Genomic DNA, 25,776 nt, shown 5'->3' with positions numbered 1-25,776 from the left:
CTGTTTACGGCAATATTTTTTTAAGGAGAAGTTCGAGCGTTGCAACTTCATTTGCCGTTAAGTTTTTTGTTAATTCCTGGTGCAGGTTTTGCCCAACGAGCAGATGGCATTGTTCACAAATGGCTGCGCCTTCAGGCGTCAGCTGAATCAACACACCGCGTTTATCGCTTGGATTGGGTAACCGGGCAATCCAGCCCCGGCACAGCAAGCGATCGAGCATGCGGGTGAGCGCGCCCAGATCCACCGACAAGGTTTTTTTCAATTCCACGGGGGTGATACTGCCTTGACAACGAATAGAGCAAAGCACTCTGAACTGTGAGGCTGTAATGTCTTCCGGCGATAAATGCTCGTTGAGTAAGCGATCTTTTTTTTGGTTAACCAGGTGAATCAAATGCCCAAGTGGAATCATTTCATTGAAGAGATTGCTTGTGCTGTTCACGATGGTTGCCCTGGCAAGTACTTTAGTTGCGGTGGATATTATTTCTCACGCAACCATAAGTCAACTGAATGGATTGGGCGATGCCACGAATTGCTAAAACGCTCCAAATCGACCCAAATAGGATATCCTCTAAAGTGTCGCTTTGAAGTCATACATGCTGTGTAAAAAGCGACAGCGCGGCGTAAAGGCCATTTTCCGTAACACAGACAGGATTTTTGAACGCTTATGAAGGAACTCTTTCAGGCTATTGGACTGGGGCTGGTGGTTTTGCTGCCGCTGGCTAATCCGCTAACGACCGTTGCGCTGTTCCTTGGGCTTTCGGGGAATATGAACAGCGCGGAGCGTAACCGCCAGTCGCTGATGGCGTCAGTTTACGTCTTCGCTATCATGATGGTGGCCTATTATGCGGGCCAGGTCGTGATGAATACATTCGGCATATCAATACCAGGGCTGCGTATTGCCGGTGGGCTTATCGTGGCTTTTATCGGTTTCCGGATGCTGTTCCCGCAGCAAAAAGCGCATGACTCCCCGGAGGCGCGCAGTAAATCGGAAGAGCTTCAGGATGAGCCTACTGCCAATATCGCGTTTGTGCCGCTCGCGATGCCCAGCACGGCAGGTCCGGGGACCATTGCCATGATTATCAGCTCGGCATCTACGGTGAAACACGGGGTTAACTTCCCGGAGTGGGTGGTGCTGGTGGCACCGCCGATAATCTTCGCACTGGTCGGGGTGATTCTGTGGGGATGCCTGCGCAGCTCTGGGGCGATCATGCGGCTGGTTGGCAAAGGTGGCATCGAGGCGATCTCGCGCCTGATGGGCTTCCTGCTGGTATGTATGGGGGTACAGTTTATTATTAACGGCGTACTCGAAATTATTAAGACCTATCCCGCCTGATACCGTCCGCGACCGCAGCACGGAACAGCGCTGCGGTCGCGGGTCATTAATGCTGATGTGCTTGTTCTTCCAACGACGCCGCTGGCCAGCGGCGGAAAATCACCACTGACCAGATAAACGCCGCCAGTGCCGGCAGCGCGCCCACGTAGCCGATAGATGACATCGACCAGTGGGTGCTGATCTGGCTACCGAGCAGCGCACCGGCCCCAATACCGATATTAAATATCCCGGAAAACAGCGACATGGCGACGTCGGTTGCATCCGGCGCCAGCGCCAGCACTTTGACCTGCATTCCCAGACCAATCACCATAATGGCAATCCCCCAGAAGATGCTCAGCACGCGAGGTGACTCGCGTCGCGCGCGGCAGGCAGCAGCAGCAGCAGGCAAATCAGCAGCATGCCAATCGCACTGCTGATGAGCCCGGAGGCGTGTTGATTACCCAGTTTTCCGAAGACAATGCTACCAATAATGCCCGCGCCGCCCAGAATCAGCAGCAGGATCGTGGCGAAATTGCCGCTCAGGCCTGCCACGGTCTGCACGAACGGTTCAATGTAGCTGTAGGCCGTGTAGTGCGCGGTCACCACCACCACGGTCAGCAGATAGATGCTGACCAGCGCCGGTCGGCGGAACAGTACCGGCAGGCTTTTCAGCGAGCCAGAGTGTTCACTTGGCAGACGCGGCAGCAGTTTGATCAGCGCCAGCAGGGTCAGCAGCGCGCCAACGCCAATGGCGAAAAAGGTGGTACGCCAGCCGAAGTACTGGCCGACGATCCGGCCAATCGGGATACCGAAGACCATCGCCAGGGCGGTGCCGGTGGCTATCAGACTCAGCGCCTGCGCGCGTTTACCTGCTGGTGCCATGCGAATAGCCAGCGAGGCGGTAATTGACCAGAACACCGCATGTGCGAACGCAATACCGATACGGCTGGCCACCAGCACGGTGAAATTCCATGCAAGGAAGGAAAGAACGTGGCTGGCGATAAATAAAATAAACAGACCAATAAGCAGCTTACGTCGCTCCATCTGGCTGGTGAGCAGCATAAACGGCAATGACATCAGCGCCACCACCCAGGCATAGATGGTCAGCATGATGCCCACTTCGGCGGTTTGCATACCAAAACTTTGCGCAATATCGGAAAGCAGGCCCACCGGAACGAATTCCGTGGTGTTGAAAATAAAGGCGGCGATAGCCAGCGTGACTACCCGAAGCCACGCGATCCGACGAGAGACCGTGTTCGTTGTCATAGGTAAATGCACCGGGAGTATGAGAGGAATGAAGAGACGCACGATCTTAAAGCTATTACCGCCGCGAATACAATCATTATGTGATTTACATCTCATTTTTACATTATGGTGACAGTGTCACGTTTAGGCGGGCAAAAGAGACTTGTTGCTGTTAACGTTCTGTGTCAGTTTGCCTTAACGCCATGACAACACGGAGAAGCAGATGCACGAGATTGATTTTTTTATGGTTGATGCCTTTAGCAACAAGGCGTTCGGCGGCAATGCGGCGGCAGTGTGTCTGCTTCGCGAGTGGCCAGAGGATGCGCTACTGCTCAGTATGGCCCAGCAGCATAATCAGTCCGAGACGGCCTTTATCGTCAATCAACCGGGAGGTTTTGCGCTACGCTGGTTCACCACCCGCAATGAAGTCAACCTGTGTGGTCACGGTACGCTCGCCAGCGCGCATGTGGTGTTTAACCATCTCAACTACCCGGATGATCGCATCCATTTCGAGACGCTATCGGGGCGCTTAACCGTGACGCGCAGCGGTGACTGGCTGACGCTGGATTTTCCGGCCGGCGACACCAAAGCGGCGACACCGCCCCCCGCGATGCTGCGTGCGTTGGGCATCAGTACCTATCGTCATGCGCGTCGCGGGTGTAGCGCGGCACATAAATCGCGAAACTTTGACAGCTAAAATTGGATCGCATCAAGCGTTCTAAGTTTAAGTGACATTGGTGCAAGATTTGATATGAAATGATGCCGAACGTTGGAAACGTATCATAGCCGCCAGATTGGCGGCTTAGTGCGGTAGTTCACAAAACTGAAGCAGAATTAGCGCAGATAGGAAATTTTTTATAAAGTGTCGAAACTCCCACTCCATATTGTTCAGATACCTCTTTATGCGTTCTTCCAGCCTTCAGCGCTGACTCACATCTATTCCAGTCATCGTCTGTAAACTTAGGTCGCCGCCCACCGCAGCGCCCCTTGGCGCGGGCCACAGCCAAACCAGCCAGCGTCCGCTCACTATTAAGGTCAGACTCATACTGTGCTGCTGAGAGGATATTACGGAAGTTATAACGGCCACTAGCTGTACTGAGGTCAACACCATCAGTAATGGACCGTATGTTTACATTGCGCTTTGCCAGGTTCTGAAAGGTCAGTAAAGCGTGCAGAACGTTACGGCCGATACGATCCAGTTTCCATATAACCAGTTCATCTCCTGGCTCCAGCATATCAACCACCTTTTTCAATATTGGACGGTTTGTCTTACGACCTGAAGCCTTCTCTTCGAATATTAATTTGCATCCAGCAACTCTGAGCGCCTGCATCTGAAGCTCGGTGTCCTGATGGTTACTTGATACTCGCGCATACCCAATAATCATAAGTCTGATCTCCATTCGTTTGAATGCGTTCAGGCTAACAAAAAAGCACTGAAGGTTGGGGTTCAGGAACCGCAGGATTGAATGTGATACGAGGCTCTTTACCTGGTTGACGATTCACCGTTTTAGCGAAACTTCTCGGTTGACGTTTTTGTTATTTCCCGAAAAGGTTCAATTTCGAGAAACAGTAACCGGCATCATCGGCGCATCGAGAAATGCGAGAATGATGCGCGTTATATTGAATTTTATAACGCGCAAACTGAGATTATGCAGCAAATATTGCCAGCGCCAGCGATATAAGAAACATACTAACTGGCCTGTTAAGCCGGAATAGCTGGCCAGTTGATATCAGGTGCGGTGCTGGCATCTATTGCTGCCACCGCGTCTATATAGTCCATCCATCCGTTAAGGCTGGATGACTCAGCATTCGTAAGCTTGCGACCCATCAAAAGCTTGGTTTGCCAGACAATAATCCGGTTGGTCGCCGTATCGATACGGGCGAGCTTTTCTGATTCAACCTCTGCGACTAATTCATCGTGAGATTTTACAGGCTCGGGAATATCCGGCGCAGTCAAATTGCCATCAGCATATAACCAGCCAATCCCGACACCATTAGCAGCCGGTATTGCTATGCCATTATCAGGCGACCATTCTGACTCGCCATCCCATAAGACGACATTTACAACGGTATTATTTTTTATTACTGCGTATGTTTTGCTCATCACATCACCACTCAATAATCACCAGACCGGGCGTGCCTGCGCCGCCTGCGCCGCCATTTCCACTCGCAGCTGTATATGACCCGCCTCCAGCCCCGCCACCGGAACCATAACAACTCGCTGGTTTTCCATCTATACCACCGTCCCGACCACCGCGACCAGGAGTTCCAGCGCCACCAAAGATACTATTACCCCCTGCGCCGCCATCACCCGAAGCATTGCCCGCGGTTGAATCAGAACCATATCCGCCGTCAGGATACCCGACGCCACCCGGAGCTCCTCCGGCATTACCAGATATCCGATTTATGCCGCCCTTTCCTCCTTTCCCACCTGCCAGTGTTAAGAGGTTTCCAACGACAGTATTACCGCCATCACCGCCGTTTCCGCCATCACCGCCCGTCGAGCTTTTAGTGCCAGGAGTACCGGCTGCGCCGATTGTTACGGAAATAACCATACCTGGCGTAACCGCGAATTTTTTTCTGATGACTGACTGACCGGCCCCTCCACCTCCACCGCCCGAGCCAACAAAGCCACTACCCGCAGCCCCAGCACCCGCGCCACCGCCACCGCCAGCGGCGCAGCCTGATATATAAATTTCTGTTACCCAGTCGGGAACAGTGACAGTCTGGGACGAAGTGACAACGGCAAAGCGCGAATCGTTTAAACCAAGGTCTGAGAGAACGCCAGCAGCATCACTACGGCCAAGCAGCGTTCTGGCGAAAGCTGTCAGGTCTGTCATGGCTACTTTATCTTTGCCGGTGAAGTACGGCATTTTGTTGGCCGATGTGACAAGAGCTGCTATCGCAGTGAGCAGCGCACTGTTCGCAGTGGCATTCTGGCTGATAGCTTCTTCAATAGCGTGTTGAAGCTGATTAAAATCAGATTTATTCGGGTTAATACCGTAGGCACTGAGCAAATTTAAAAGCTCCGCCTGGATAATGTTGTACCAGTCAGCCCCCGGATAACTGGCAGGAGTACCGCCGCCACCCTCCGTATACCAGCGGGGTGCAGAACTCTGCACAGCACCGACTGGAGGCATGGCAGAAACGCCACTGTTATTGTCTAAATGGAACATGTTGGTATTCCTTTATTGGTAGATATAAATAAAGACCTGGTGAGCAGGTTTATATTTCTCAAGAAGGCACTCAAGAACGCCACCGGAGTAAACGACAAGCGGCGTCAGGCAATTATCGAGTACCGTTGCATTACGGCGTTCTATGCTGTTCTTCACAATAATATGGGACGTATAACGGCCGTAATTTTTCCGTAATCGAGTGAGGCAGTTATCCATGCAGGTGGCATAAGCACCATCACTAAAAGATTCAATATCAATATCGAATCCATATTTGGCAGCCAGTTCGATATAAAACTGACGGTTGAGACTACCAACCATCCTGTACTTCTCTGCAGCCGCCGTTCTGCGTTCATCAAATGTCTGCCCAGCGCTGGTACAGTCCGGCAATCCCAGCCACTTCTCCCAGTCATCCAGCAGTACTGTCGACTGGTCGGGGAAACGTTCAGGCAGCAAACGCTCAATCGACTCATCGTCCTGCTCCGGGCCATCAGCCAGCGCACCAGCAAGCATGCTTAGCTCCGAACCGGGCTCTTTATTCCAGGCCAGCCCTGTAGGAAGTAGTTGCAGGAAGATTCGCTGAAATCGGGTCATGACCATGTGATCGTTCCTGGCACCAGTAGTTCATCTGCAGCCGAGTAAGTTGGTGACGTGGGTGAAATTAGCTCAAAGTCAGTCAGGCTCTGACTGGCAGCTATCACACGAACGATACTGGATGTTGTCAGCGTACTTCCGGGATCGCATTTGTTATAAAACAGCGACACCAGCCCATCCGTTATTTCACCCTTCAGAACATCCGTTTTAGGTGATATTTTAATAGTCATATCCAGCGGCTTTAATTTCGGTGCAAATACTGCCACCTCCGGCCCTTCTGGTTGTCCCTCAATAACGCCGGTAATCGGATTCGGATGCCCTGCAATATAATCCGTCACCCTGGCAATATCTGAATCACCCGGAATAATGCTGCTGTTACCATCCATCACAAACGCGACTCCGACCGTTCCCGGCCCCTGCCAGGTCGGCAGACACCATGCACGAGTTACACCAGCACATTCCCGCGCCCAGCGCTCATAGTCGTATTTATTACCGCCGCATGGCGGATGCTGAGCGCGAAACTCAAGCCGCGCCAGTAGTTCAGAGACCGGCTCAATATCACTACCGCCAGTCAGCCCGTTCGTGGCCACGGCATCTGAAGAAATCCCCGCGACAGGCGTGACCAGCGTCAATGCAGTACCCGCAGGAGCATTGCCGGCAGTCCCTGACACTACCGCCGTCACAGGGACATTGACGGTCCCGGCCGCTGCGACATCAAAATCAGCTTCAAGCGCATAAAGGATGTTGCCGGCACGCTGCCAGCGGGTATTTTTTGGAATAGTGCCGGCAGCGCTGGCCGTGACCGTAATCGGGTCGCTTGCCGGCGTCGGCTGCTTGCGGCGAATACCCCAGAACTGGCAATGTTTGAGCAATTCAGCTTCATCCGCATCACCGGGGATAATCTGGCGATATGCCCAGGAAATATGCTCATGCAGACCTGCATCGAGACCAGCCTGCGCACGCGCCAGCACGCCCAGGACTTTTTCCTTATTTCCTGTCGCGGAACCTTTTAAACGCTGCTGAATATTACCTTCAGCACGCGCGATTAATTCAGGCAACGTAGGCGATTTATAAGGCATGTTAAATTCCGTTATATTGCGATTTAAAGGAATAAGGACTGACAGAGCCATCCGGCAGCGTGAATTCAATATCCAGCTGCAACCAGCCGCTTTCCGGCTGGCTGGCGTAAACGGCTATCTTTTTCACGCGGCCGGCTTCTTTAAGCCATACCAGCGCCTCAAGCGCATATTCAGCAGCGCGGGTGAGCACTGAATTGAGTGTCTTTTCACGGGAAAGCAGCCACAGTCTTGAGCCAATAGGACGGTCACGGAAGGTATCTGCCCACCACCCACGACGGTCAGTGTTATCGCCGGGAATATCATCTGAATCCAGCGCACGACGATCCGTATGCAGAGAAATGATGACGTCATTAGTCAGACTGTCGTCGGTCAGCATGTCCTCGCCGTTCTGCGCAATATCACCCCGGCCATTAATCCAGACGAATGCCAGGTCAGTCATTGCATCTCCTTAGTTAATGGGCCGTCATGTTCTTCATGTACGTGGTCTTTGGTGGACTTACCATCAACGATGATATCTGGCGCAGTGGCTTCACCCTGAAGCTCCGTTTTACCTTTAACCTGAAGATTTTTATCTACCTCAAGGTCACCGGTAAACCGGGCTTTTGGCATGTCGAACAACCCACGTTCATCAGCGTACACCTCAACCGTTTTGCAGGTCACAATGGCCCGGCCGTCTTTGGTTAAGCGGATGCGGTGCCCCTCGTAGTGATAAAGACCGCTATCGCCCGCGACCAGACCGACAGGACGATAACGACGGTCATCAACCACCAGAGCTACGGCGGAATCAGTATCGCCGCCAAGACTCACCATAATGGCTTCAGAGCCAGCCAGCGGGACGCTAATCTGACCGTACTGCAGAGGGCGCTCGACGTCATCCAGTGGACCATCATCAAGGCTCGTCACCTGCAGGTTCTGCATCTTCAGGCTGTCATTGACCAGCGTTACCACGGCGCGGCCAATCATCAGCCGCAGCCGGCGCATGACGGGAGCAATCAGACGCTGAAATGCCTGTTCACTCATGGGCGCTTCTCCGGGTGCTTGCGGTAATACTCTTCAGCCAGCGCATCCACGCCGCTCTTATCTTCGCTTTTACGGGATTTTTTCGTTTTACTGTCCGGCTCAATTGGTACCAGCCAGCCATCGCGCGGGGTAAGCGTCAGCGTGGTCATGATGCCGGTGCGATCATCCAGCGCCAGTACGACTTTGCTGACCAGAAGCGGTCCCGTAGTGATACTGAAGCGGGATGCATCGATATCGACCAGCAGGTTAGGCATCCACAGCGAACCATCGCGGCGCAGCCAGCCGTCTACTTTCGCCTCGAAGGTGCGTGATTTAGCCAGGCGACGACGCATTTCACGTGTCGCGCGGCCGCTGGCACCTTTGGAATCCGTTTTGCTGTCAGCAAGGATGATCGTCGGGCGGTAGCGCGTGATATCGGAGTCTTTCACCTCAGCTTTCTGACTGGCGATGTTTTTTGCGCTCTGGTCGTCACCGACTTTACCGCTGGCGCGGCCGTGGCCAGCGACAATGTAATCACTGAAGCGGTCACGATCGTCTTCTTCAAACTCCATCTCAATCAGGTTCTCACCGAGGATCAGCTTATCGGTCTGGGTTTCATCCGCGCGGGTGAAAACCAGCTCACCAGCGGCATTGCTGGTCATCAGCACACCACGGGCGCGGCTGGCACGCCCCAGCGCCTCATAGACGGTTTCTGAATAATCGAGTGTGAAGGACGGGAACGGCGCTGAGGATTCACTGTCGGTCAGTTCCCAGCGGACGGTCACCTTATACGGGCCGCACAGGTCACGCGCAATCTGCTCAAGCGTGCGCCCCTTCCACTGGCGGCCCTGATAGATAGCCGCGCAGTCAATCAGGTCAGCAGTTTTATCCCGGCCGGAGATGGTGATGGACATAGAGTCGGCCGTCATGTTGCGACGACGGCCATCGAGATAACCGGTAATGACCGTCTGGCCATTAATGGTGAGGGTAAAAGGCTGACCCGGAGAAAGTGATGATAAATCGGTTTCTGGCTGAACGTTGACACCGAGTTCGAAATAGCCGGAGAGTGATTCGATGGAGCGGTTAATATTGATGGTCGTCCACCCGGCGAAAATCTTTCCTGCGGTGCGTAATTCGACGTCAGCCATCAAGGATCTCCAGAGAAACGCCCCCTGGCATCAGGAGCGGATTGGGTACACTGTTTCGGCGACCAAAACGCTGCCAGTAAAGGCTGTCACCAGTTTCGCGATACAGGGCAACCAGTGCCGGCTCCGTCTGATTTAGGGTGACGTTGCGTACATTCGCCAGATGAATACCGCGAGTACGCAAATCGTTAATCACCACAAGACGAAACGTGGCCAGTTCAAGGCTGCTGGCCGTAAATCCGGCATCAGAAGCAGCAATGGTGCTGTCATCCAGCATCTGGCCCAGTTCACTGGTAACCCGTTCGATATCAGCCTGGCTTTCAAAGAGTGGAAACGATGCCGGACTGTTCTCTGAGGCTACAGAAGTTGAATCGCTCCGGGTGATTCCGGCGGCTGAGTCCTGCTGAGTTGCTGAAGGTGTGGAGACAGAGCTGACTGGCGTCGTGGTCGTCAGTTCTGGAGTGCGGGAGAGTCCATCATCAGTGGCCAGTGCATCAGTCAGAACGGCAGATGCCGCTTCAGCCTGGCTGGTCTGTGTGGCGACGGTCGCAACATAATACAGTGTATTAATGTTGGACGCAGCGGCCTGATCAAGATGGGCGGTAGTCGTGCCGGACTGCCGGCGCTTCAGATTCACCCCCAGACGCTCCCACGCCTGGAATGCTGAACCGGAATCGGTCACATCAGACAGCCCGGAGAATGCCCCCAGAAGGTTCGCGGCCAGTAGTGCTGGCGCATTGACCATCGCTGTCGCCGAGCCTTTTACCTTCGTGATCGCCGAAAGCAGACCATTAACGCTACCCATCACGCCAGCGTTTTCAATCACACCGGAGATATCTTCAAACACACCGCTAATAGCATCGGCCACAGCAGCTGCGCCATCAGTTGCTTCCTGAACGGTTTGCCACGCCTCACTCATCGTATCGCCTAGAGAGCCAAACAGACTGTCTTTTTTCGCGCTGACAGCTGCTGCCGTATCTGCAGACGGCTCAGGCGCATTGTCCTCGGCTGCCGGATAGACGGTGATCGTAAATTCGTAATAATTCAGGTCATCGGCAGAATGCCTGCACTCCCATGTTTCGACCAGAACCTGCAACGTGCCAAACTCAGGATGACTGAGTTCACCTGCGCCAGCGGCATCGAGCGCCTCAATCAGGTTGTCTTTCTGGTTTTCAACGTCTTTCCCCAGCAAGCAGGCAGTGAAAGAGAACTCATGCAGTTTTCGCCCAAGATCAATCGCGCCACCCTTATCACGCAGCGGGTACTCACGTTTCACGATTCGACGTCCACCTGTCTGGCGTTGCTCACGATAAATCAGGAATGGCACGTTACGGAACGAACCCGCACCGTCTGCGCTTTTGTTTTTAAGCCCCATCGAATCACGGGCGCTGTTAATGCTGGCTACAGTGCTTTCAAACATGGTTTATCCCGTTAATAAGGGTAAAGGTTCTGACCAGTCCAGACGTTCATGCCCATGCCGTCTTCCTGAATATTGGTGCTGGTGATCTGCAGGCCGTCAGCCAGCTGGATTTTCAGCTGTGCCTGAGCACTGACTTTCTGTTCTGGTGGCGGGGTCTGCTGCTGGCCGCTGCTGTCGTTCCCGGCAAATTTCTCGTAAACATTCCCCAGCCATCCGCCCAGATAATCCCCAAGAACACCACCGAGAGTGGCACCGACAACAGTACCCGCCGGGCCGAGCAACGAGCCCAGTGCGCCGCCACCCCATGCGCCGGCTGTGCTGCCCATAGCAGAGCCTTTATCTTCAGCCGTCGCGTTTTCATCCATCAACGTTGGCACCATCATTGCGCCAGCCATCAACGGCCCACCAAAGCGGGAGAACATACGGCCTGCGCCGCGCCCAAGCCAGCCCAGCGCACTGGCACCTTTTGCAGCCACACGACCAATGGCACTGTTGGCCACCCAGCTACCAGCACCTTTGATGGCTGAGCCTGCGCCGGCAAGCATCGAGCCAGCGCCGCTGAAGATGCGGGAAAACAGCCCCGCTTTTGCGGCAGGAGCTGCTGCAGGTGATGGAACAACCGGGACACTGGTGCCACGACCACGTCCCGGCCCACGCTTGCGTTTACCATTACCCGCATAGACGTCGCCACCACCGCCGAACGACGCTGGCCAGTTGGTGACAAAGACCTGCTGGATGAGCTGCGGATTGCTCATGATAGGTGGCATACCCGGCCCGCCCGCACCTGGCTGGTTTCGGCCGCGCATCCACCGATAGGCACGGTATGGTGAGGTAGCAACCTGCCAGGTTGGACGAACGATAGCGCCGCCCATCCGTAGCGCCTTGTTCGCCAGCCAGATACCACCAATAACCTTGGCCATCGTTTTCAGGCTGACAATATTGTCATCCACCCAACTGAGGGCATCTTTACCCATTTTCAGGTAACGCCAGGTCTCCTGAGCGGCGCTGCTGATCGTATCAAAAGCCGTCTGGAAATTAGCGGCTAACTCATCGGTTAGCTGGTCAACACCACTTACACCGTTTGCTCCAGGTTTACTCAGTTGGCCATACCAGTCGAGCACACCTTTAACACGGCCTTTAAGTATGTCGAAAGGCCCTTTATTCATCAGTTTATCGGCGAAGTCTTCCCACACATCGCCCATCTGCGCGGTCAGCCCCGTCCAGCTGTTCATCGCTGTTTTCTGGGCCCCTTTCGATTCCTCACTTAAAGCCTGAAACAGTTGAATAATAGACTTCAGACCTAGATTGCCTTTTTCACCAGCCTTGCGGACTTCCTTGACATCTTTATTCCATTTATCTGCAAGAATCTGATAAACGTTGATACCGTAGCCTGTTAGCAAGTTGGCATCAGCTGCCGTAATCTGCTGGCGAGAAAACATCTGTTTGAGCTGGAGAGATGCCCCTTGCGCTGCATTTAAATCCCAGCCCTTGAGTGCCCCTTGGTCTTGCAGCATGGTGATAAAGTTAGTGGTCTCTTTATCCGACATACCGAACGATTTACTGCTGACCAGTTCCTGCATAACACCAGTCAGACCCCACGTGGAGTCTTTGGCGTTCTGAATGGCCCATTGCATCATTTCTGACGCATGCTGCTGGTTGCCTTTGTAGAGAGAGTTGAGCGCGATACGTTGGTTTTCTCGCGTGGACGCGATGCTGATGAATAGCTTATTGGCTGTGTAACCGAGGCCGGCTATCGTCGCACCGCCAGCAGTAAGCATGCCGAACGTGCGGGTTGCCGAGGAACCGAGGCGGTCAATGGAGTTTGAAACACTGGCGACGGAATTGCGCAGACCGTTCATCGCCGTCTGGCTGCTGCGAGCCATTGAGGAGATGTTCCCGGAGAACTGGCGGGAACGCTGGGCAATATTGCCCATTAAATCAATAATGATTGAGGCGCGAAATTGCCCAGCCATGATAATTACCTTTTAAAGAGGGTTTCAGCCTGCTTGCAGTGCCGGAAAAGGCGGGATAGCGGAAGAGAAAGGGCCCATTCCGGGCCCCCTTTAAGCATGACGCCGACCGCTATAGCCGCCTGTTCAATCTCATTCCGACACTGCAGCCACTCGCCCCCGGTCAGGGGTCATCGCCGCGGCCTGAGCAACATCACGTAAATCGGTCGCCAGTGAGACTCGATGGAAATCACGCTGGGACATTTTTTTAAGCAGAATCAGAGACAATGGCCCCTTAATAGCGCCGACAGTTGCAATCTGCCGGCGCAGCATTTCCAGCCCCATCTGAGAAGGTGAACTCACCAGTTGTGGACCCGCTTTGGTCTCCACAACTCGCTCAGAGGCCATCTGTGCATCAATAATGTCGCCGGCCGTCAGCTCGCGGAAGGTGATGTCATATTGCATTTCCACCTCTTCACCCACGCCATAGGGGATGCCATCGAGCAGACGGAAAGTTCCATTTTTCAGGGCATCAAGGATTTCCTGCTGGAACTCAAAAGCTTCCAGCTCAGGGTCTTTAATCTCGGTCATGGACATGGTGACTCCTTACGCGATACGTTTGCTGGTTTTAGCGGCGAGTTTGATGGTGATTTCACCGTCGCTGTTTTGTGGTTCGTCGGTCTGCCAGGCATTTGGCATCATCCAGGTTTCCCCGGTATCGGCTTTAAACTCGGCGGTCACATCCGTCCAGTTGATGACTTCATCCAGACCAATACCGCTGCCACCAGGGATTTTGCATTCCAGTGTGGCTTCACGCGGCGTCGATTTATAGCCATAGACACGACTGCCTTTAACGGTTTCCCGAGTGTCACCCGCAGGGGTGAAGGTACAGCCCGCCAGCGTTTCAAGCTCAAGGCCGTTGACGCGGATAAAGGCGACGCCCTGACGTTGATTTCCTGCCATGTTCCCCCCTTAGAGGATGAAGCGGATCTGTTCCGCGAAGATGCGGAACTGGTTAATGAGGTTCGGCCCGGCCAGCACATCAACACGGTCACGATCGCTTTTGTTGCGCACCACATAGAGCTCGTCTTTAAAGGTGGTGAAGTCTTCCACCAGACCGGCTTCCTCCCACTCGGTAAACAGTGCCAGCAGCTCCGTTTTGATAATCGATGGGGTTACAACCGGTTGACCCGGCGCGAAGTTCGTACCGTTGTCAGCGAGCTTATGACGCGGGAATTTCTGTGTAATACGCACGCGGGTCGAATAGCGCAGATAGCTCAGCGTCGCGATGGTCTCAACGTTGAGGTAGGACGGGTCCGGGTCGCCGTAGCTGTTGGTGCGATATGTCGTGATAAGACGCTCAAGCTGCACCTGACCGCCGTCGTTGACGGTAAAGGTGCTGATGCCGTCAAACAAAAGACCATTACGCTCAGGCCAGGTGAAGAGGTCTGTCTCTTTCGGCGGCATCAGGTTACTGACGACCAGCGTCTGCAGAGGTCGGGCCGGGTCGATGCTCAGTGACGCAGCCGCCACAGCAGCAATACTGGTGCACCAGACATACTGCGGTTGTGGTGTCGCTGGTGCGCCAAGGCAGCACAGCAGATGATCATTGCGGCTCTGCCCGAAGGTCGTCAGACTACCCATCGTGCCGTGATAGCTGGTAAACGCGATACCATCCGCCTGGTTAATCGGCCCCCAGCGGTCCGTCAATTCGGTACGCAACAGGTTCAGGTTCGTCGGGTCGGTATAAGGCATGACCAGGTATTTAAACTGCAAATCACCCATTGCGGCGATAGAGGCTGACAGGTCCGGGTTGCTGTTGGTATCGGCCGGATAGGTCACCGTGGCCACAATGCCGCCAGGTATCATTTCCTGATCGTAATAGTTGAAGCGCGTATCTGTCGGGCAGGAGCGGCCGAGAAACTTAGCTGATAACTTCACATCGGCATGGGTCGGGTCTGCGTTCTCGCCGCCGCTATCGGGTACGACAGTCGCTGTCACCGGCAGATCGTATTTTGCATTAATCAGGTCAGCCAGACTCTGCGCGATATCCGCGCCTTTATCGCCAGTCTTAACCGTGGCAGGAATACGAACACCCGCAACATAAGTCACCAGAGTACCGTTCTCTGTTGCTGTACCGCTCAGCTTAATGGTAGCGGCATCGGCAACACCTGTTCCATCGCCCTGGGCGATGCAGTACAGCTCCGCAACGCGGTTGAGCCTCAGGAACTCCGTCGCCATCAGGTGGATCATCGACCCCTGGCCGAATGCGGCAGATGCCTGAGACGGGGAGTAAATACGCGTCAACGTATTCGCCGGCACCGACCCCACAGGCTTCTGATTAACGTCAGAAGCTCGCTGGCCGAACATCAGAACACGCTGACGTGGCGCAGGAGTGCCGGAAACCGCGTTGCTGTTGTTGAACTCGATATACGCCAGAGGAACGCGAATTTCGCCGCCCGCCGGGATCGAATCAAAGGAAATATCGCTCATTTCGCACCTTTCTTAGTGGCTTCTACCGGGAGCACGTCGCCATCTTTGAGGCGGCGCAGCCAGAAACTGGTTTGCGGCTTGGTCTCACCGTCCACGGCCAGCAGTTTCATGGTCTGCGGGTCGCGAACAGTGCGGCCGGGAGCCGGCTTAATCTTCAGCACATCAGTCATGGTTGTTTCTCATTTACGTTGATATGCGCCTCAAAAGGCGGGGTGCCGTCTGGTTGTTTCCACGTCTGCCAGTGGCGTTCGTAGTCATCCAGAGAGCTGAGATCAATGCTGGTATCGATGGGCGTTGTGCCGCTGAAATAAAGGCCGTAAAGCGCACAACCTGCGCCCCCTTGCGCATCGGTGTAGAGGTTTTGTCCTTTGGTCAGCTTCATGCCGGTGGTGGAGCCGAATGTCTTCCAGTTAATCCCCGCCACCAGGCGCTCAACAATCTGGTAGATACCCAGCCGGTCACCTTCACGACCGTTGAGCATGCTGGCGCATACGTAGAGGACCCAATGGCTTTCAACCTCACGAGAGGTTCGTCCGGGACCACAGCCCAGCCAGGCGATATAGACCGCTGGCTCACTGAGCAGCATGCGCTTGATAGCCACATCATCCCAGGTACCCGGATGCGTATCGACATCGCGCAAGGTGTTGCCGAAAAGTCCTTTAACAGCCTCAAGCAGCGCGGTTTCGGTATCGCCAATCATCAGATAAAACCCTGCTGTTTACGCGAGAAAACAGGCGCATCAGAAACCACCTGAGCAAGGTTCTCACCATCTGGGGCACTGCCGGCAGTGTCGGTGCCAAGCGGAATCTTTCCGTCCCGGACGCCTTCCAGCCAGCGGATGGCGTCCTTATAGCGCTGTGTTGATTGTTCAGTCGCTCGCGTGTCCTGCAGGAAGTACCAGGCAATGACGCAGCAGACCTGCGGCAAGGTCGCTGGAGCCACCGTCAGCGGTAATGTGTAGCGGGCGACAATGTAGCTATCCATCATCGCAGTCGCGTCAGCCAGCGCTGCATCAATGATGACGTCATCCGGCTGGTTATTATCCGTCCGTGTTTTGGTCAGTAGATCCAGATTGCGGCGCTGATACCGGGACGCCATTTCCGCGACAGTGGCATAAGTCATTACGCGTCCTCACCCTGTGAGGCCAGCGCCGCATTGAGCTGCTCACTGGAGATGATTTCCCCCAGAGCGGTAGACACAGCAGCCACGCGCGGTTTTCCCGCAGAGGTGAAATGCTCAGCGTTAGACTTATCCAGACCCGCGACGGCCAGAATGATGCGCTCGTTCAACGGTGGCTCATTCAGTTCTTCAGTTTTCAGCTCACTGCCCAGGCCCACGTTGTCCACGGTCCCTGGCTCTTCCGCGTCCGGTGCTGGCGAGCCAGATACGATTTTGAGGACGCTGTCGCCTTCGAGAATACGCACTTGCGCTTCAGTGACGCCCACCACGCGATTCTCGCCACGGGTGAACGGGATGCCGGCGCGGCGGTATACGTCCCGGTAACATTTGACAACCAGGTCGAAAAGCTGATTGCCAGCTGTTTCGCGAGTCGGTGAAGTGCCATCAATGCCTTGCTTAAGTTCTTCTGACATGACATGGGTTCTCCCTTTGAATCCACGTTAAACGGCAGGTTAAAGGCGGATTAACCGCCTTTAACATCGGTTTAAGACTGCAGGTAACTTACAGGTAGTCAGCGACCACCAGTTCCAGCTTGCCTTTCATTTCGTTACTGACGACGCCGTTGGTGCCGGCAATCAGTTCACGCTCCAGCAACTGGATGGCCGCTTTCTCATTGCCCGGAGTAACCACCAGGTGAGTAGGACGCAGCCCCAGTGGACGGCCACCATCGGCGTGGAATTTGCGCATGGTGGTCCAGCCGGTCCAGAGGTTGTCGAGTGTCAGATCGGCGTTCATGGCCATCGCCATCTGCCAGAAACCAAAGCCCACCGCACGACGACAGCTGACACCAAACAGGAATTCGTTGTCGGTAAAGACGTGTTCGTCAGTGATGGCTGTTTTTGCAACCAGTTCAGCCTTGCGGCGGTCCTGGAAGATCAGCGGCTTGATAGCACGGGAGCAGTCCAGCAGATACCAGCTATCACCCGTCCAGTCAGCGGCCTGTTGGAAGACGTTCGCAACAGACGTCGCCGTCCCGGTGCCATCCACTTTCGAATAGACCGGATGGTCGGTATCGAAGAAGTTCTGGCCGTCATAACATGCCTGGTTAAAGCCATCTTTCAGCAGGCCAAACACCAGCTCGTCAGGCTGTACAGCCGCAGAACGGCCCAGCTCAGAGAACATCGGGCTGTAAACGCCAAGGTTGTCATCTTCGAAATCATCACGACTGATGCCGACGGTGCCTTCATAGGTTCTGTTGGCCACGGTGTAAGCGCTGGCCGCCATCTGATTCACAACTCGCGCACCGACCCACTCACGCAGCTGCGGCGCGTTACCCAGCCAGCCATAGGTATTGGATTTGGAGGATGACGGTACCGTCATGGCAATTTTCTGGTACTGGGATGGCGCACCATCCAGACCACCCTGAAAATCCTTACGGAATGAGGTCATCAGGGCCTTAATGGAGCTCGGGGTAACGATCATTTATCGCCTTCCTCTTTGAGTTTCTGGTATTCGGCTTCAGACATGCCGAGTGCTTTTGCTGCTGATTTTTCATCGGCAGACAGCGCCGTAAGACCTTCGCGGCGGGTATCAGGGATACTGGTCGTCGCAGTCTGTAGTGCAGTCAGCGCCGCAATCGGCTGCTTGGCATCGAGCTGAGCAGAGAGTGCGACAACCCCAACCTGAGCGCCAACCTGCTCAAAGTAAGCCCGCTCGGATTTGAAGATACGGCCTTCGGTTTCCGCCTTATCCAGAACAGCGCTAAGGGAAACCGTGGAGTGTTTACCAGTGACCTCTGCCAGCTCCTGGCGAATGGCGTTATAGGTTTCCACCGGTACCCATTTGGTGAGGTCTGGCGTGCCGGATTCGGCTTTTGCCGTAACCAGTTCAGCACTGAGTGCAGTCACACGGGTGTTCAGTTCATCGTGCTTATCTGCCTTGCCCTTGAGCGCATCAAAAGCTGACAGTGCGGCTGTGGCCTGCTCATCGGTCACGGCAGCATTCTCAGCCAGCGTGATACCGAGTCGCGCCAGCAGCTGACGCAGGTTTTCATTCATGGGACGTCCCTCATGTGGGTGGTTAGTGAGTTCATCAAAGGAAGCAGCCAGCGCCGCCAGCTTTTGCATGCCAGTCGCGCCAGGGTCATTGGTCAGCGCCACCATGCGCAGCACGGTTGGTGCACCAGTAACAAGGTCGTAAGGAAAAACGGCCGAAAGGAAGCCGAATTCTTCGTTGGCCAGATAGGTCAGCGCCGCAGGTGTCCAGCGAGGCTTAACAAAAAGCCCCTGGCCTTCACGCCACTGCATTTCATCAGCGTTAAACCAGCCAGCCGCTTTCAGTTCATCAGGCGAAAGTCCTTCAGACTTGCGCAGCTGGTTATGCTCGTAATCAATCAGCACGTCCTGGCCAAGAGCCCGGACGCCATCAATCAGACGTGCAGCGATGGCCGCATCCATATACCAGCCATCAGCAACATCGAACGGCCGACCATCACGGGCACGAAAACGCCCGGCGGGAAGCAACTGGCACCAGCCGTCATCACCGACGGTGGCCGCAAGAATGGCGATACCAAAAGAGGAAGGTTTTGTTTTCATGGCCTGCTCGTTGCTGAGAAACTCAGGCCATTTTTACGCGGGGAAGAAAATGCAGGTGATTCCGGTATCTGACTGAAAACAACGAACCGGATAGAAAGCGAAGCGGGAGAACGGACGCAACCCCATTTAAAACACGTTTAAATCTCTCTGTACGCGTTTAAAAGATTTTATAAGCGTCAACGTATAGCAAACATCATACTATGGCCTGAGAGCAGCCTGAGCACGTTTTTCGATAGCAGCGTAAATCTCTTTGCGACCGACCTTATCAAGCCCCATATATGGACGAGCTCTCAGGACAGTATATCGCGCCTTTCCGCCCCACTGGTGAATCGCAGCATAAATCATCGGCGAACCAATCAGTGCCCAGTCCGGGCCATAGTCCGTGGTGATGCTCCTGGCCAGATCGCCATTCAGGGTCAGGATAGTACCAGGAACATAATTATGTTTCTCACGCCACGCAAGATAAGGATCGCTCCAGCTGGCCCAGTGCTCACCGGTGACCGGGTCCGCCTGCTGTTCAAAAGCGTTCTCCGTTGAGGAAAGCAGTGCAGCAGCTGCGGCACGTGGAATGGCCCCATCGTTGGCCATTGCGCCCAGGCTGATGAACGCCGTCTGGATCCTGTTGATATCGAGCACAACCGCTAAATCAATACTCATGGTGCCACCTCCAGCCCCAGACGGCCCTCAATCACTTCAAGCGAACCAGCGTTCACCGCTGATTGCAGGCTGCTCAGGCTTGCCCGTGACAGGCTGACGACCTGGTCAAGCAGGTCTCCACCGTTCTTCACTGCGGGCTCTGTGCGGATAACTATCTGCTGTCCGGCATCATCTGCAGGCGTTACATACATGAGCACATTCCTTGCGCTATCCCACAACACCGCCTGAGGCTGAGCCATCAGCGCCGGCAATTGTTGTACATCGGCATCACTGAGCTTTGGGTCTGCAGCTGAAACCGCATCAGACAAACCTTTTTCGCTGATCGCCAATAACCGGGCTGGTTCAGCACCGACTCGCGCTCTGACCACGGCGGCAACGGATTCAGACATGAAGCCCAGCGTCTGAATGGCTTCACCGGCGCGGCCACTGGTGAGGGTCCGTTTTGCCCACACTGAAAACGCCAGCTGGCGCTCGCGGCTGTTGTTGAGCGACTGGATAACCTGCTCACGCAGCTGCGGGTCGCGGGTCTCGATAACTTTACGGATAAGCGTCTGGTCAGTGCCGAACGCCGCCGAACCTGGGTTATACGACCAGCCCACATCGGGCGTCATTTTCACGCGGCCGTTATCAAAGGTCGTGGATTCCGTCCTGAAGATTTCACCCGTGGTCTCATCAATGCCGGCGTCAACGTCATGGGTGTGCACGAAAGATGCCCCATAACTGACTTTCAGCCCCAGCGCTTTCATACGTTCAGCAGACAACGCCCTGACGCGGCAGCGGCAATTCCAGCCATTCGGCGGGTAGTGCGTCTTCCAGAACGGGTCATCATAGCGAAACACCAGCCCATTCAGCGCAGCATGCTCCGGGCGGGTTCGCCCGTCCATAACGGCCACATACTGCCAGAACGGGTAATCTTCAACGTTATTCATCATCTGCGCATAACGGCCGCTGTTATAAGCCGTGCGCATATTGACGTTGTAAATGGTCGCAAGACGGCGCGGGCTGCCCAGTTCGATTTCCTTAGCATTACCCTCGGTATCAACAACAATCTGCTTTCCCCACCATCCCAGCTTCTGCAGGCGCGGTGCCAGCGTCCGGGTAAACTCCTGACGCGTGATGCCGTCGTGGACAGCGCGATCAACCTCGTCACGAAGGGTGTTCAGCACATCAAGCCGCACCGCTTTAGCGACGGTAAACGCGCGGGCATGCGCGTCCGTCAGTTGCTCATACCAGTTCCAGGTGACGTTATGGCCCTTGGCTCTGAAGTAAGAGACCGCCTCTTTTGGGGGTAACCGGGCGGCGTATGCCAAATCAACTGCTTGTGCCATCGATACGCCCCCACAGGTCAGCGACAAAGATAGCGCGGGTCAGGAGGTCGATAAGCGCTGCATCATCCAGTTCGGGATAGAGCGTCGCCGCATCCTGCATCGCCGATTCAGGGCCGTTTTTAATAATGCTGGCAATAACGGGCTTTAAAAGCGGATCAATGGCCTGTTTAAACGCATCCGGCGTCACCGCCGCGCCCATATCGTCAATATCATCAGTCTGCTTCAGGTCTGTCGCACTCAGACTGGCCTGACCGTTTACCGCTGGCAGACCTTCAGCCACTGGCGCGGCACGGAATACCTGCTCGTCACCGTTAGGCTGCGGGATATTCAGTTTTTCCTGAATCCAGGACACTGGCACCGGCATACCTGCCGCCAGTTTCGGAATGGCCTCCGCAAACATAGAGAGGTCTTCGTATTCACCGGAATCAAATACGATACCCGGCAAACGGCACGGGTCGAGGGTGGTTCGGCTGTTGACTGCCAGTAACGGATAAATCAGGTCACGGTTGACAGAGCGACGCAGCTGCCGCAGGTCGGCATTGCGGATCTCTTTACGGACTTCGTTATGAACTTCGCCCAGAGAACGAGCACCTTTGTCACCGGCTTCCGTGGTCAACGTTCCACCCAGAATGGCTTTTGACATGGAGCGCTCAGCCCAGCTGATTTGCGCCTGGAACGGGTCTGCCTGGCCATCGGCCGCACTCTGGAACTCCAGCGCCATACCCATCGGGATAATACCGCCAGCACGACGCCCGATATCCATGACCGCCTGCATCAGAGTGGATTTCTCTCGGGAGGTTGCGCCGGTTGGGTACTTGCCCACGCGCATCGGCAGACCGTAAATCTCCAGAAACTCAGCAAAATCACGTACCGAATAGTTTTTGAAAATAAACGGCCAGACCAGCGTACGGACCAGACCCAGCGTGCCGGCATACCCTGAGCGGGACTTTGCCTGATGGCGGAACCAGCCAAACGGCTGAAGTTCAACTCCGTCGGCGCTGCCATCGCGCAGCCTGAGCTGATTCAGATTGCTTTCTGGCGTACAGAACAACGCAGGATCACGCCAGTGAAGCGCAACAGGCACGCGCTGCTTACCCAGCCAGCCCCATTCGATCTCCTGCATGCTGTAGCCCTTGAGGATGGCGTCGCCGGCATCAAAAATGCCGTCCTCAAACCAGGCAGCGTCCTGCAACATCTCATCGAGCATGGCCGCATCTTTCTTTTCCTGCGGAGTGGCGTCTTTCGGTGGCTGAATACTCCAGGGCAAAGACTGGATGGCCAGCCGGCGCTTTGACAGCTCGGAAAACAGATGCGTGTCCTTTTCTTCCATATCAAAGGCGAGGTCAGCCTGAGCCGTCAGGTCTCCGCGTTCGGCGTCACGCAGAACAATGGCGGCACGGTTTGGCGTGATACCACTGGACGGGTGATCCTGGGTACGCTTTGCCATCATCACCAGTGATTCCTGCGCCGTCTGCAAATCAGGATCAAAATCGAAGGGATTGCCCGTTAAATCCAGAATACGGCCCATTACCAGCATCCTCTTTCAAATTCATGGTAGTCATCATGGGTTTCATCATCGTGCGCATCTTCCCGGCGCTTACCTGGCAACGCCTGCACGCTGTCTTCGTCGATGACAAAACCATTCATATAAGAAGCGCGTACCGCCATCGCCAGCGCTACCGCAAAGTCACCGTGACGTTTGCCACCGGTGCCACTGGCATTGGCGTCTTTGGTTCTGCCCTTATCAATCTGGGGAACGCCATTAACGACCTTGATATTGAGCAGGTCATCCAGCGTTGTCTGGTGACGGGCGATAATCAGGTTCTGCGCCTCAAATTCACCTTTTAGCTTTGGCATCCATTCCTGATACCAGGCTGCTGACAGGTGCACGCTGTCAATCATCTCCGGGCCATACACCAGACGCGCAGCCTCAGCGAGATAACCACCATTACCCGTGGCATCAAAAGCGGCGCCAATAAAGCGAGGTAAACGCGCCAGGATAAACAGCATGATCTGACGCTGCTGGTCATAGGTGACGTTCTTCAGCTCGACGCGGAAGCATTCACGCTTATACAGGTCGGCGGTGATTTCCAGCGGGACAAAAACGGTCAGGTCGCCATTACGGGCAAAGTCTTCACCAAAGGCGTGCTTATGCTGAACGTTGAGCGCGGCCAGTAACGGGGCCAGCTCTTTCTCGCACCACGCTGAAACTTCCGCTTCCCGCAGTTCTGGCGACCAGGATTCAAAATCGTCAGGAGCTTCAAAGCGCAGGATCGGAATATCACGCTCCGGCGTCATCGCCGCTTCAATGAGTACGCGGGAAAGGTAGGCACCACCGGATTTTTTCGGCACGCAGCCATATTCCTCGTCGGCGCTCTCTTTGTTCGGGGCATTGCGGTAAAGGTCATCACGCCATTTTTTCTCTTTTTCGGCGGACCACTCCTGACCCGTGACGTAGCAGATACGGCGATACAGACCATCACTGATCGCGTCATCCAGGGTAATACGATGAACGGAATAATCTTTCCGCCCCTCTCGCGCGTCCTGAATGTACTGGTTAAACAGATTATCAACGCCGTTATGAGTGGAGATGATGCGTACACGAGCGCCCCACATGGTCAGCGCAAATGCCGCTTTCAGCAGTTCATCAAGCGACTCATGGAAACCGGCTTCATCAATAACGACGTCCCCCTGTAACCCACGCAGGTTGGACGGCCGCGAGGACAGCGCCTGGATCTTAAAATTGCTGTTCGGAAAGCGAATCATGTACGACAGAATTTCTTCGTTCTTATCGCTGTCCCAGAAGGTCTGCTCATAGACGTCGGCTTTTGCCAGCTGATTGAAAGCACGGGCAAACAGCGCACAAGCGGCGATGTACTCCAGCGCCATCTCCTGCCGGGAGCCGACATAAAAGACATTGCGGCCACCGCGTTTACGTGGCTTTGCGGCCGTCATGACATTACGGCCAGCCTCTGCCCAGGTCAGACCGGTACGGCGGGATTTTTCAGCGATACAAATCTGACTGTCATCGCTGAACCACCGGGCCTGATAGGGAAGGAAAACGGCTTCGCTCGCCGGGTTCAGACTGCCGGCATCCGTCACAATATCCACGCCGAGTTTGCTGGCTTCTTCCTTCAGGTCAATCTGGCGCGGTTCGCTGAGTGGGGTGAGTCGTTTTGTAGTTGCGGTCATATCACGCTTTCCCCAGCAACACATTGCGAATACGCTGCTCAAGCTCTTCGCTCATCCCATCCGTACCGCGCAGTTCGTCACTGACAGCATTAGCCGCTTCTTCTGCAAAGGCCTGGCGAATTTCTTTTTCGCGCTTATGACTGGACATGGCTGTTGATTCCAGACGCTGGGCCGCCAGCATGGCATTTTTGAGCATGTCGATATCGACTTCGGCTTCTGGATCTTCAATCTGGCGCATCAATGCTTTAAAGAGCTGACTTCTGGCCATCTCCAGTATGAGCTTGGTCGTTTCACCCATCGGCTTATCGCCGAGCTGGCTGGTGAGCGCCTGTGTCATTTCCCTCATCTGACGCAGGTTCTGTCCCACCTGCTCGACACTGGTGGCATAACGGTTCAGGCCAGAACGGGAAAGCCGCATGTCTTCCGGTAGCCCAGCATCATCAATCAGCGCATTAATCTCTTCCAGGATCTGCGCCTGTGGAATGGCTTTATCCCTGAGCATGGCATGAAGCGTTTTTTTGACGTCTTCAGGCAGCAGATCAACTTTCGACGCGCGGCCGCGAGTGGGTTTTGTCGTTTCCATAGCTAACCTCAGCGGGCACGGGGCTTTTTAACACCGGATACGCGGGAACGACCTTCGGCGACATCCTGCCCCCGGCCAGTAATGGTGACGACATAAAAACCACGCAGGTTTTCAACCGTAACCAGCCCTTGCTCCTGCAGCCAGTCAATATGAGTACGAACGAGATCGCGTGAAATGTTGTGGCCGTAGGCATCAAGGCAGTCATTCAGAATGCTTTCGTTCGCTTCGTTGTTGCAGTCCATCAGGCTGCGAAGAATGACCAGCCTCTGGTCTTCAGTCAGAATATCGTTAATCATCATTTGCTCCGGTTCACCGCATTTTCCAGTAACAATTCAATCTGGTGGGTCATTGACTGCACGCGCTGGCCGATAACCTTCATATCTCCAGCAATCTCCGTCATACGCAGGCGCATTTCCTGCATATCTTCAACGCCAGGCATATTGGCGTATTTGGTTTCCATCTCGGTGAGGCGATTTTCCAGCTTTTCTACCCGTTCGGTACTGGCGAACGTGCGCCGCATCGCCCAGACAATCCCGCCAAAAGCTACTGGTAACAGATATGGCCACAGACCGATATATTCAAAAATGCCCACGTTTAACTCCCTGAATAACAACGCTGACACAACGTCTCATACTGGCCAGTCAGCTCAACAATCCCCAGCCTGCGACGACATAAGGCACAAATACGGTCAGGCTCAGAGCGCTGGATTTGTGGTCCAGGCCAGCTGCAGCCTTGTTGCTGCCAAAGTTCCCGCAGAAACTCTTCAGCCTCCTGAAGCAGGTCGGCGTCCATAAATTTCAATCCTTTTTAAATCCTGCTGGCGGGCATCGTTCTTATCGCGATTGCACTGGCCAAGTGCTGTTAATAGCGTGGCATTCCAGACCACCGAGGCAC

Annotated in this window: 28 protein-coding genes and 2 pseudogenes; 2 read left to right on the top strand and 28 right to left on the bottom strand. The window is 54.7% G+C overall.

What is annotated here, in order from left to right; genetic code table 11:
- Nucleotides 1-4: 4 nt before the first annotated feature.
- Nucleotides 5-439: a multiple antibiotic resistance transcriptional regulator MarR gene (gene marR / locus H7R56_RS12585; protein ID WP_106930618.1), complete on the bottom strand. Its 435-nt coding sequence runs from the start codon at nucleotides 437-439 to the stop codon at nucleotides 5-7.
- Nucleotides 440-664: 225 nt separating this feature from the next.
- Between marR and H7R56_RS12580 the strand changes: the two genes are divergently transcribed.
- A complete protein-coding gene (locus H7R56_RS12580; protein WP_106930620.1) occupies nucleotides 665-1,333 on the top strand; it encodes a MarC family NAAT transporter in 669 nt (222 codons plus the stop codon).
- Between the two features lie 46 nt (nucleotides 1,334-1,379).
- Here H7R56_RS12580 and H7R56_RS12575 read toward each other — a convergent pair.
- A pseudogene (locus H7R56_RS12575) lies at nucleotides 1,380-2,578 on the bottom strand (sugar transporter).
- Between the two features lie 202 nt (nucleotides 2,579-2,780).
- On the opposite strand from H7R56_RS12575, the pseudogene H7R56_RS12570 reads away from it, so the two are divergent.
- A pseudogene (locus H7R56_RS12570) lies at nucleotides 2,781-3,215 on the top strand (PhzF family phenazine biosynthesis protein); the annotation flags it as partial.
- Nucleotides 3,216-3,372: 157 nt separating this feature from the next.
- On the opposite strand, the gene H7R56_RS12565 reads toward H7R56_RS12570, so the two are convergent.
- The 26 genes from H7R56_RS12565 to H7R56_RS12440 form a co-directional block, all read right to left on the bottom strand.
- Complete coding sequence (locus tag H7R56_RS12565; protein WP_182928267.1) at nucleotides 3,373-3,942, bottom strand: recombinase family protein; 570 nt, start codon at nucleotides 3,940-3,942, stop codon at nucleotides 3,373-3,375.
- 317 nt (nucleotides 3,943-4,259) lie between these two features.
- Nucleotides 4,260-4,661, bottom strand: coding sequence for a tail fiber assembly protein (locus H7R56_RS12560; RefSeq protein WP_182928266.1), 402 nt, complete (start codon nucleotides 4,659-4,661; stop codon nucleotides 4,260-4,262).
- 4 nt (nucleotides 4,662-4,665) lie between these two features.
- Complete coding sequence (locus H7R56_RS12555; RefSeq protein ID WP_182928265.1) at nucleotides 4,666-5,733, bottom strand: glycine-rich domain-containing protein; 1,068 nt, start codon at nucleotides 5,731-5,733, stop codon at nucleotides 4,666-4,668.
- Nucleotides 5,734-5,745: 12 nt separating this feature from the next.
- Entirely contained in the window at nucleotides 5,746-6,330 is a 585-nt protein-coding gene (locus H7R56_RS12550) for a YmfQ family protein (RefSeq protein ID WP_023293624.1), read from the bottom strand.
- Nucleotides 6,321-7,403 (bottom strand): baseplate J/gp47 family protein, encoded by a 1,083-nt coding sequence (locus H7R56_RS12545; protein WP_023293625.1) that lies wholly within the window; start codon nucleotides 7,401-7,403, stop codon nucleotides 6,321-6,323. Before H7R56_RS12545 ends, H7R56_RS12550 begins: the two co-directional genes overlap by 10 nt.
- 1 nt (nucleotide 7,404) lies before the next feature.
- The gene (locus H7R56_RS12540; protein ID WP_023293626.1) at nucleotides 7,405-7,842 is read right to left on the bottom strand and encodes a phage GP46 family protein; all 438 of its coding nucleotides are present in this window, start codon (nucleotides 7,840-7,842) and stop codon (nucleotides 7,405-7,407) included.
- Nucleotides 7,839-8,423, bottom strand: a complete 585-nt coding sequence (locus H7R56_RS12535) for a phage baseplate assembly protein V (protein WP_023293627.1) — start codon at nucleotides 8,421-8,423, stop codon at nucleotides 7,839-7,841. Before H7R56_RS12535 ends, H7R56_RS12540 begins: the two co-directional genes overlap by 4 nt.
- On the bottom strand, nucleotides 8,420-9,553 hold the full coding sequence (locus H7R56_RS12530) for a phage baseplate assembly protein (protein ID WP_123277547.1): 1,134 nt from the start codon (nucleotides 9,551-9,553) through the stop codon (nucleotides 8,420-8,422). Before H7R56_RS12530 ends, H7R56_RS12535 begins: the two co-directional genes overlap by 4 nt.
- The gene (locus H7R56_RS12525; protein ID WP_023293629.1) at nucleotides 9,543-10,967 is read right to left on the bottom strand and encodes a DNA circularization protein; all 1,425 of its coding nucleotides are present in this window, start codon (nucleotides 10,965-10,967) and stop codon (nucleotides 9,543-9,545) included. The genes H7R56_RS12530 and H7R56_RS12525 overlap by 11 nt, the downstream gene beginning before the upstream one ends.
- 11 nt (nucleotides 10,968-10,978) lie before the next feature.
- Complete coding sequence (locus H7R56_RS12520) at nucleotides 10,979-12,940, bottom strand: tape measure protein (RefSeq protein ID WP_023293630.1); 1,962 nt, start codon at nucleotides 12,938-12,940, stop codon at nucleotides 10,979-10,981.
- Between the two features lie 129 nt (nucleotides 12,941-13,069).
- Nucleotides 13,070-13,513: a phage tail assembly protein gene (locus H7R56_RS12515; protein ID WP_023293631.1), complete on the bottom strand. Its 444-nt coding sequence runs from the start codon at nucleotides 13,511-13,513 to the stop codon at nucleotides 13,070-13,072.
- 9 nt (nucleotides 13,514-13,522) lie between these two features.
- Nucleotides 13,523-13,879: a phage tail tube protein gene (locus H7R56_RS12510; protein WP_023293632.1), complete on the bottom strand. Its 357-nt coding sequence runs from the start codon at nucleotides 13,877-13,879 to the stop codon at nucleotides 13,523-13,525.
- Between the two features lie 9 nt (nucleotides 13,880-13,888).
- Nucleotides 13,889-15,409, bottom strand: coding sequence for a phage tail sheath subtilisin-like domain-containing protein (locus H7R56_RS12505; protein WP_182928264.1), 1,521 nt, complete (start codon nucleotides 15,407-15,409; stop codon nucleotides 13,889-13,891).
- Entirely contained in the window at nucleotides 15,406-15,579 is a 174-nt protein-coding gene (locus tag H7R56_RS12500; RefSeq protein WP_115258398.1) for a DUF2635 domain-containing protein, read from the bottom strand. The genes H7R56_RS12505 and H7R56_RS12500 overlap by 4 nt, the downstream gene beginning before the upstream one ends.
- Nucleotides 15,576-16,109 (bottom strand): phage protein Gp37, encoded by a 534-nt coding sequence (locus H7R56_RS12495; protein WP_023293635.1) that lies wholly within the window; start codon nucleotides 16,107-16,109, stop codon nucleotides 15,576-15,578. Before H7R56_RS12495 ends, H7R56_RS12500 begins: the two co-directional genes overlap by 4 nt.
- Nucleotides 16,109-16,531, bottom strand: a complete 423-nt coding sequence (locus H7R56_RS12490) for a gp436 family protein (protein WP_023293636.1) — start codon at nucleotides 16,529-16,531, stop codon at nucleotides 16,109-16,111. The genes H7R56_RS12495 and H7R56_RS12490 overlap by 1 nt, the downstream gene beginning before the upstream one ends.
- The gene (locus tag H7R56_RS12485; protein WP_182928263.1) at nucleotides 16,531-17,001 is read right to left on the bottom strand and encodes an HI1506-related protein; all 471 of its coding nucleotides are present in this window, start codon (nucleotides 16,999-17,001) and stop codon (nucleotides 16,531-16,533) included. The genes H7R56_RS12490 and H7R56_RS12485 overlap by 1 nt, the downstream gene beginning before the upstream one ends.
- A gap of 88 nt (nucleotides 17,002-17,089) precedes the next feature.
- Nucleotides 17,090-18,010 (bottom strand): Mu-like prophage major head subunit gpT family protein, encoded by a 921-nt coding sequence (locus tag H7R56_RS12480; protein ID WP_023293638.1) that lies wholly within the window; start codon nucleotides 18,008-18,010, stop codon nucleotides 17,090-17,092.
- The gene (locus H7R56_RS12475) at nucleotides 18,007-19,122 is read right to left on the bottom strand and encodes a phage protease (protein WP_182928262.1); all 1,116 of its coding nucleotides are present in this window, start codon (nucleotides 19,120-19,122) and stop codon (nucleotides 18,007-18,009) included. Before H7R56_RS12475 ends, H7R56_RS12480 begins: the two co-directional genes overlap by 4 nt.
- Nucleotides 19,123-19,320: 198 nt before the next feature.
- Entirely contained in the window at nucleotides 19,321-19,779 is a 459-nt protein-coding gene (locus tag H7R56_RS12470) for a phage virion morphogenesis protein (protein WP_023293640.1), read from the bottom strand.
- A complete protein-coding gene (locus H7R56_RS12465) occupies nucleotides 19,776-21,107 on the bottom strand; it encodes a phage minor head protein (protein WP_182928261.1) in 1,332 nt (443 codons plus the stop codon). The genes H7R56_RS12470 and H7R56_RS12465 overlap by 4 nt, the downstream gene beginning before the upstream one ends.
- Nucleotides 21,091-22,635 carry a DUF935 domain-containing protein gene (locus H7R56_RS12460; protein ID WP_182928260.1) on the bottom strand — a complete coding sequence of 515 codons (1,545 nt, stop codon included), beginning with the start codon at nucleotides 22,633-22,635 and terminating at the stop codon, nucleotides 21,091-21,093. Before H7R56_RS12460 ends, H7R56_RS12465 begins: the two co-directional genes overlap by 17 nt.
- Nucleotides 22,635-24,299 carry a hypothetical protein gene (locus tag H7R56_RS12455; protein ID WP_182928259.1) on the bottom strand — a complete coding sequence of 555 codons (1,665 nt, stop codon included), beginning with the start codon at nucleotides 24,297-24,299 and terminating at the stop codon, nucleotides 22,635-22,637. Before H7R56_RS12455 ends, H7R56_RS12460 begins: the two co-directional genes overlap by 1 nt.
- A gap of 1 nt (nucleotide 24,300) precedes the next feature.
- Nucleotides 24,301-24,882, bottom strand: coding sequence for a DUF3486 family protein (locus H7R56_RS12450; protein ID WP_023293644.1), 582 nt, complete (start codon nucleotides 24,880-24,882; stop codon nucleotides 24,301-24,303).
- Between the two features lie 8 nt (nucleotides 24,883-24,890).
- Nucleotides 24,891-25,178, bottom strand: a complete 288-nt coding sequence (locus H7R56_RS12445) for a VpaChn25_0724 family phage protein (protein WP_023293645.1) — start codon at nucleotides 25,176-25,178, stop codon at nucleotides 24,891-24,893.
- Nucleotides 25,178-25,474 (bottom strand): DUF2730 family protein, encoded by a 297-nt coding sequence (locus H7R56_RS12440; protein WP_023293646.1) that lies wholly within the window; start codon nucleotides 25,472-25,474, stop codon nucleotides 25,178-25,180. Before H7R56_RS12440 ends, H7R56_RS12445 begins: the two co-directional genes overlap by 1 nt.
- Nucleotides 25,475-25,776 lie beyond the last annotated feature (302 nt).

Origin of the sequence: Klebsiella sp. WP3-W18-ESBL-02, assembly GCF_014168815.1 — a bacterium.
In the GTDB taxonomy this organism is placed as follows: domain Bacteria; phylum Pseudomonadota; class Gammaproteobacteria; order Enterobacterales; family Enterobacteriaceae; genus Kluyvera; species Kluyvera ascorbata_B.
The sequence above is the reverse complement of the archived record's forward strand: the minus strand, read 5'-3'. Positions and strand labels throughout refer to the sequence as shown.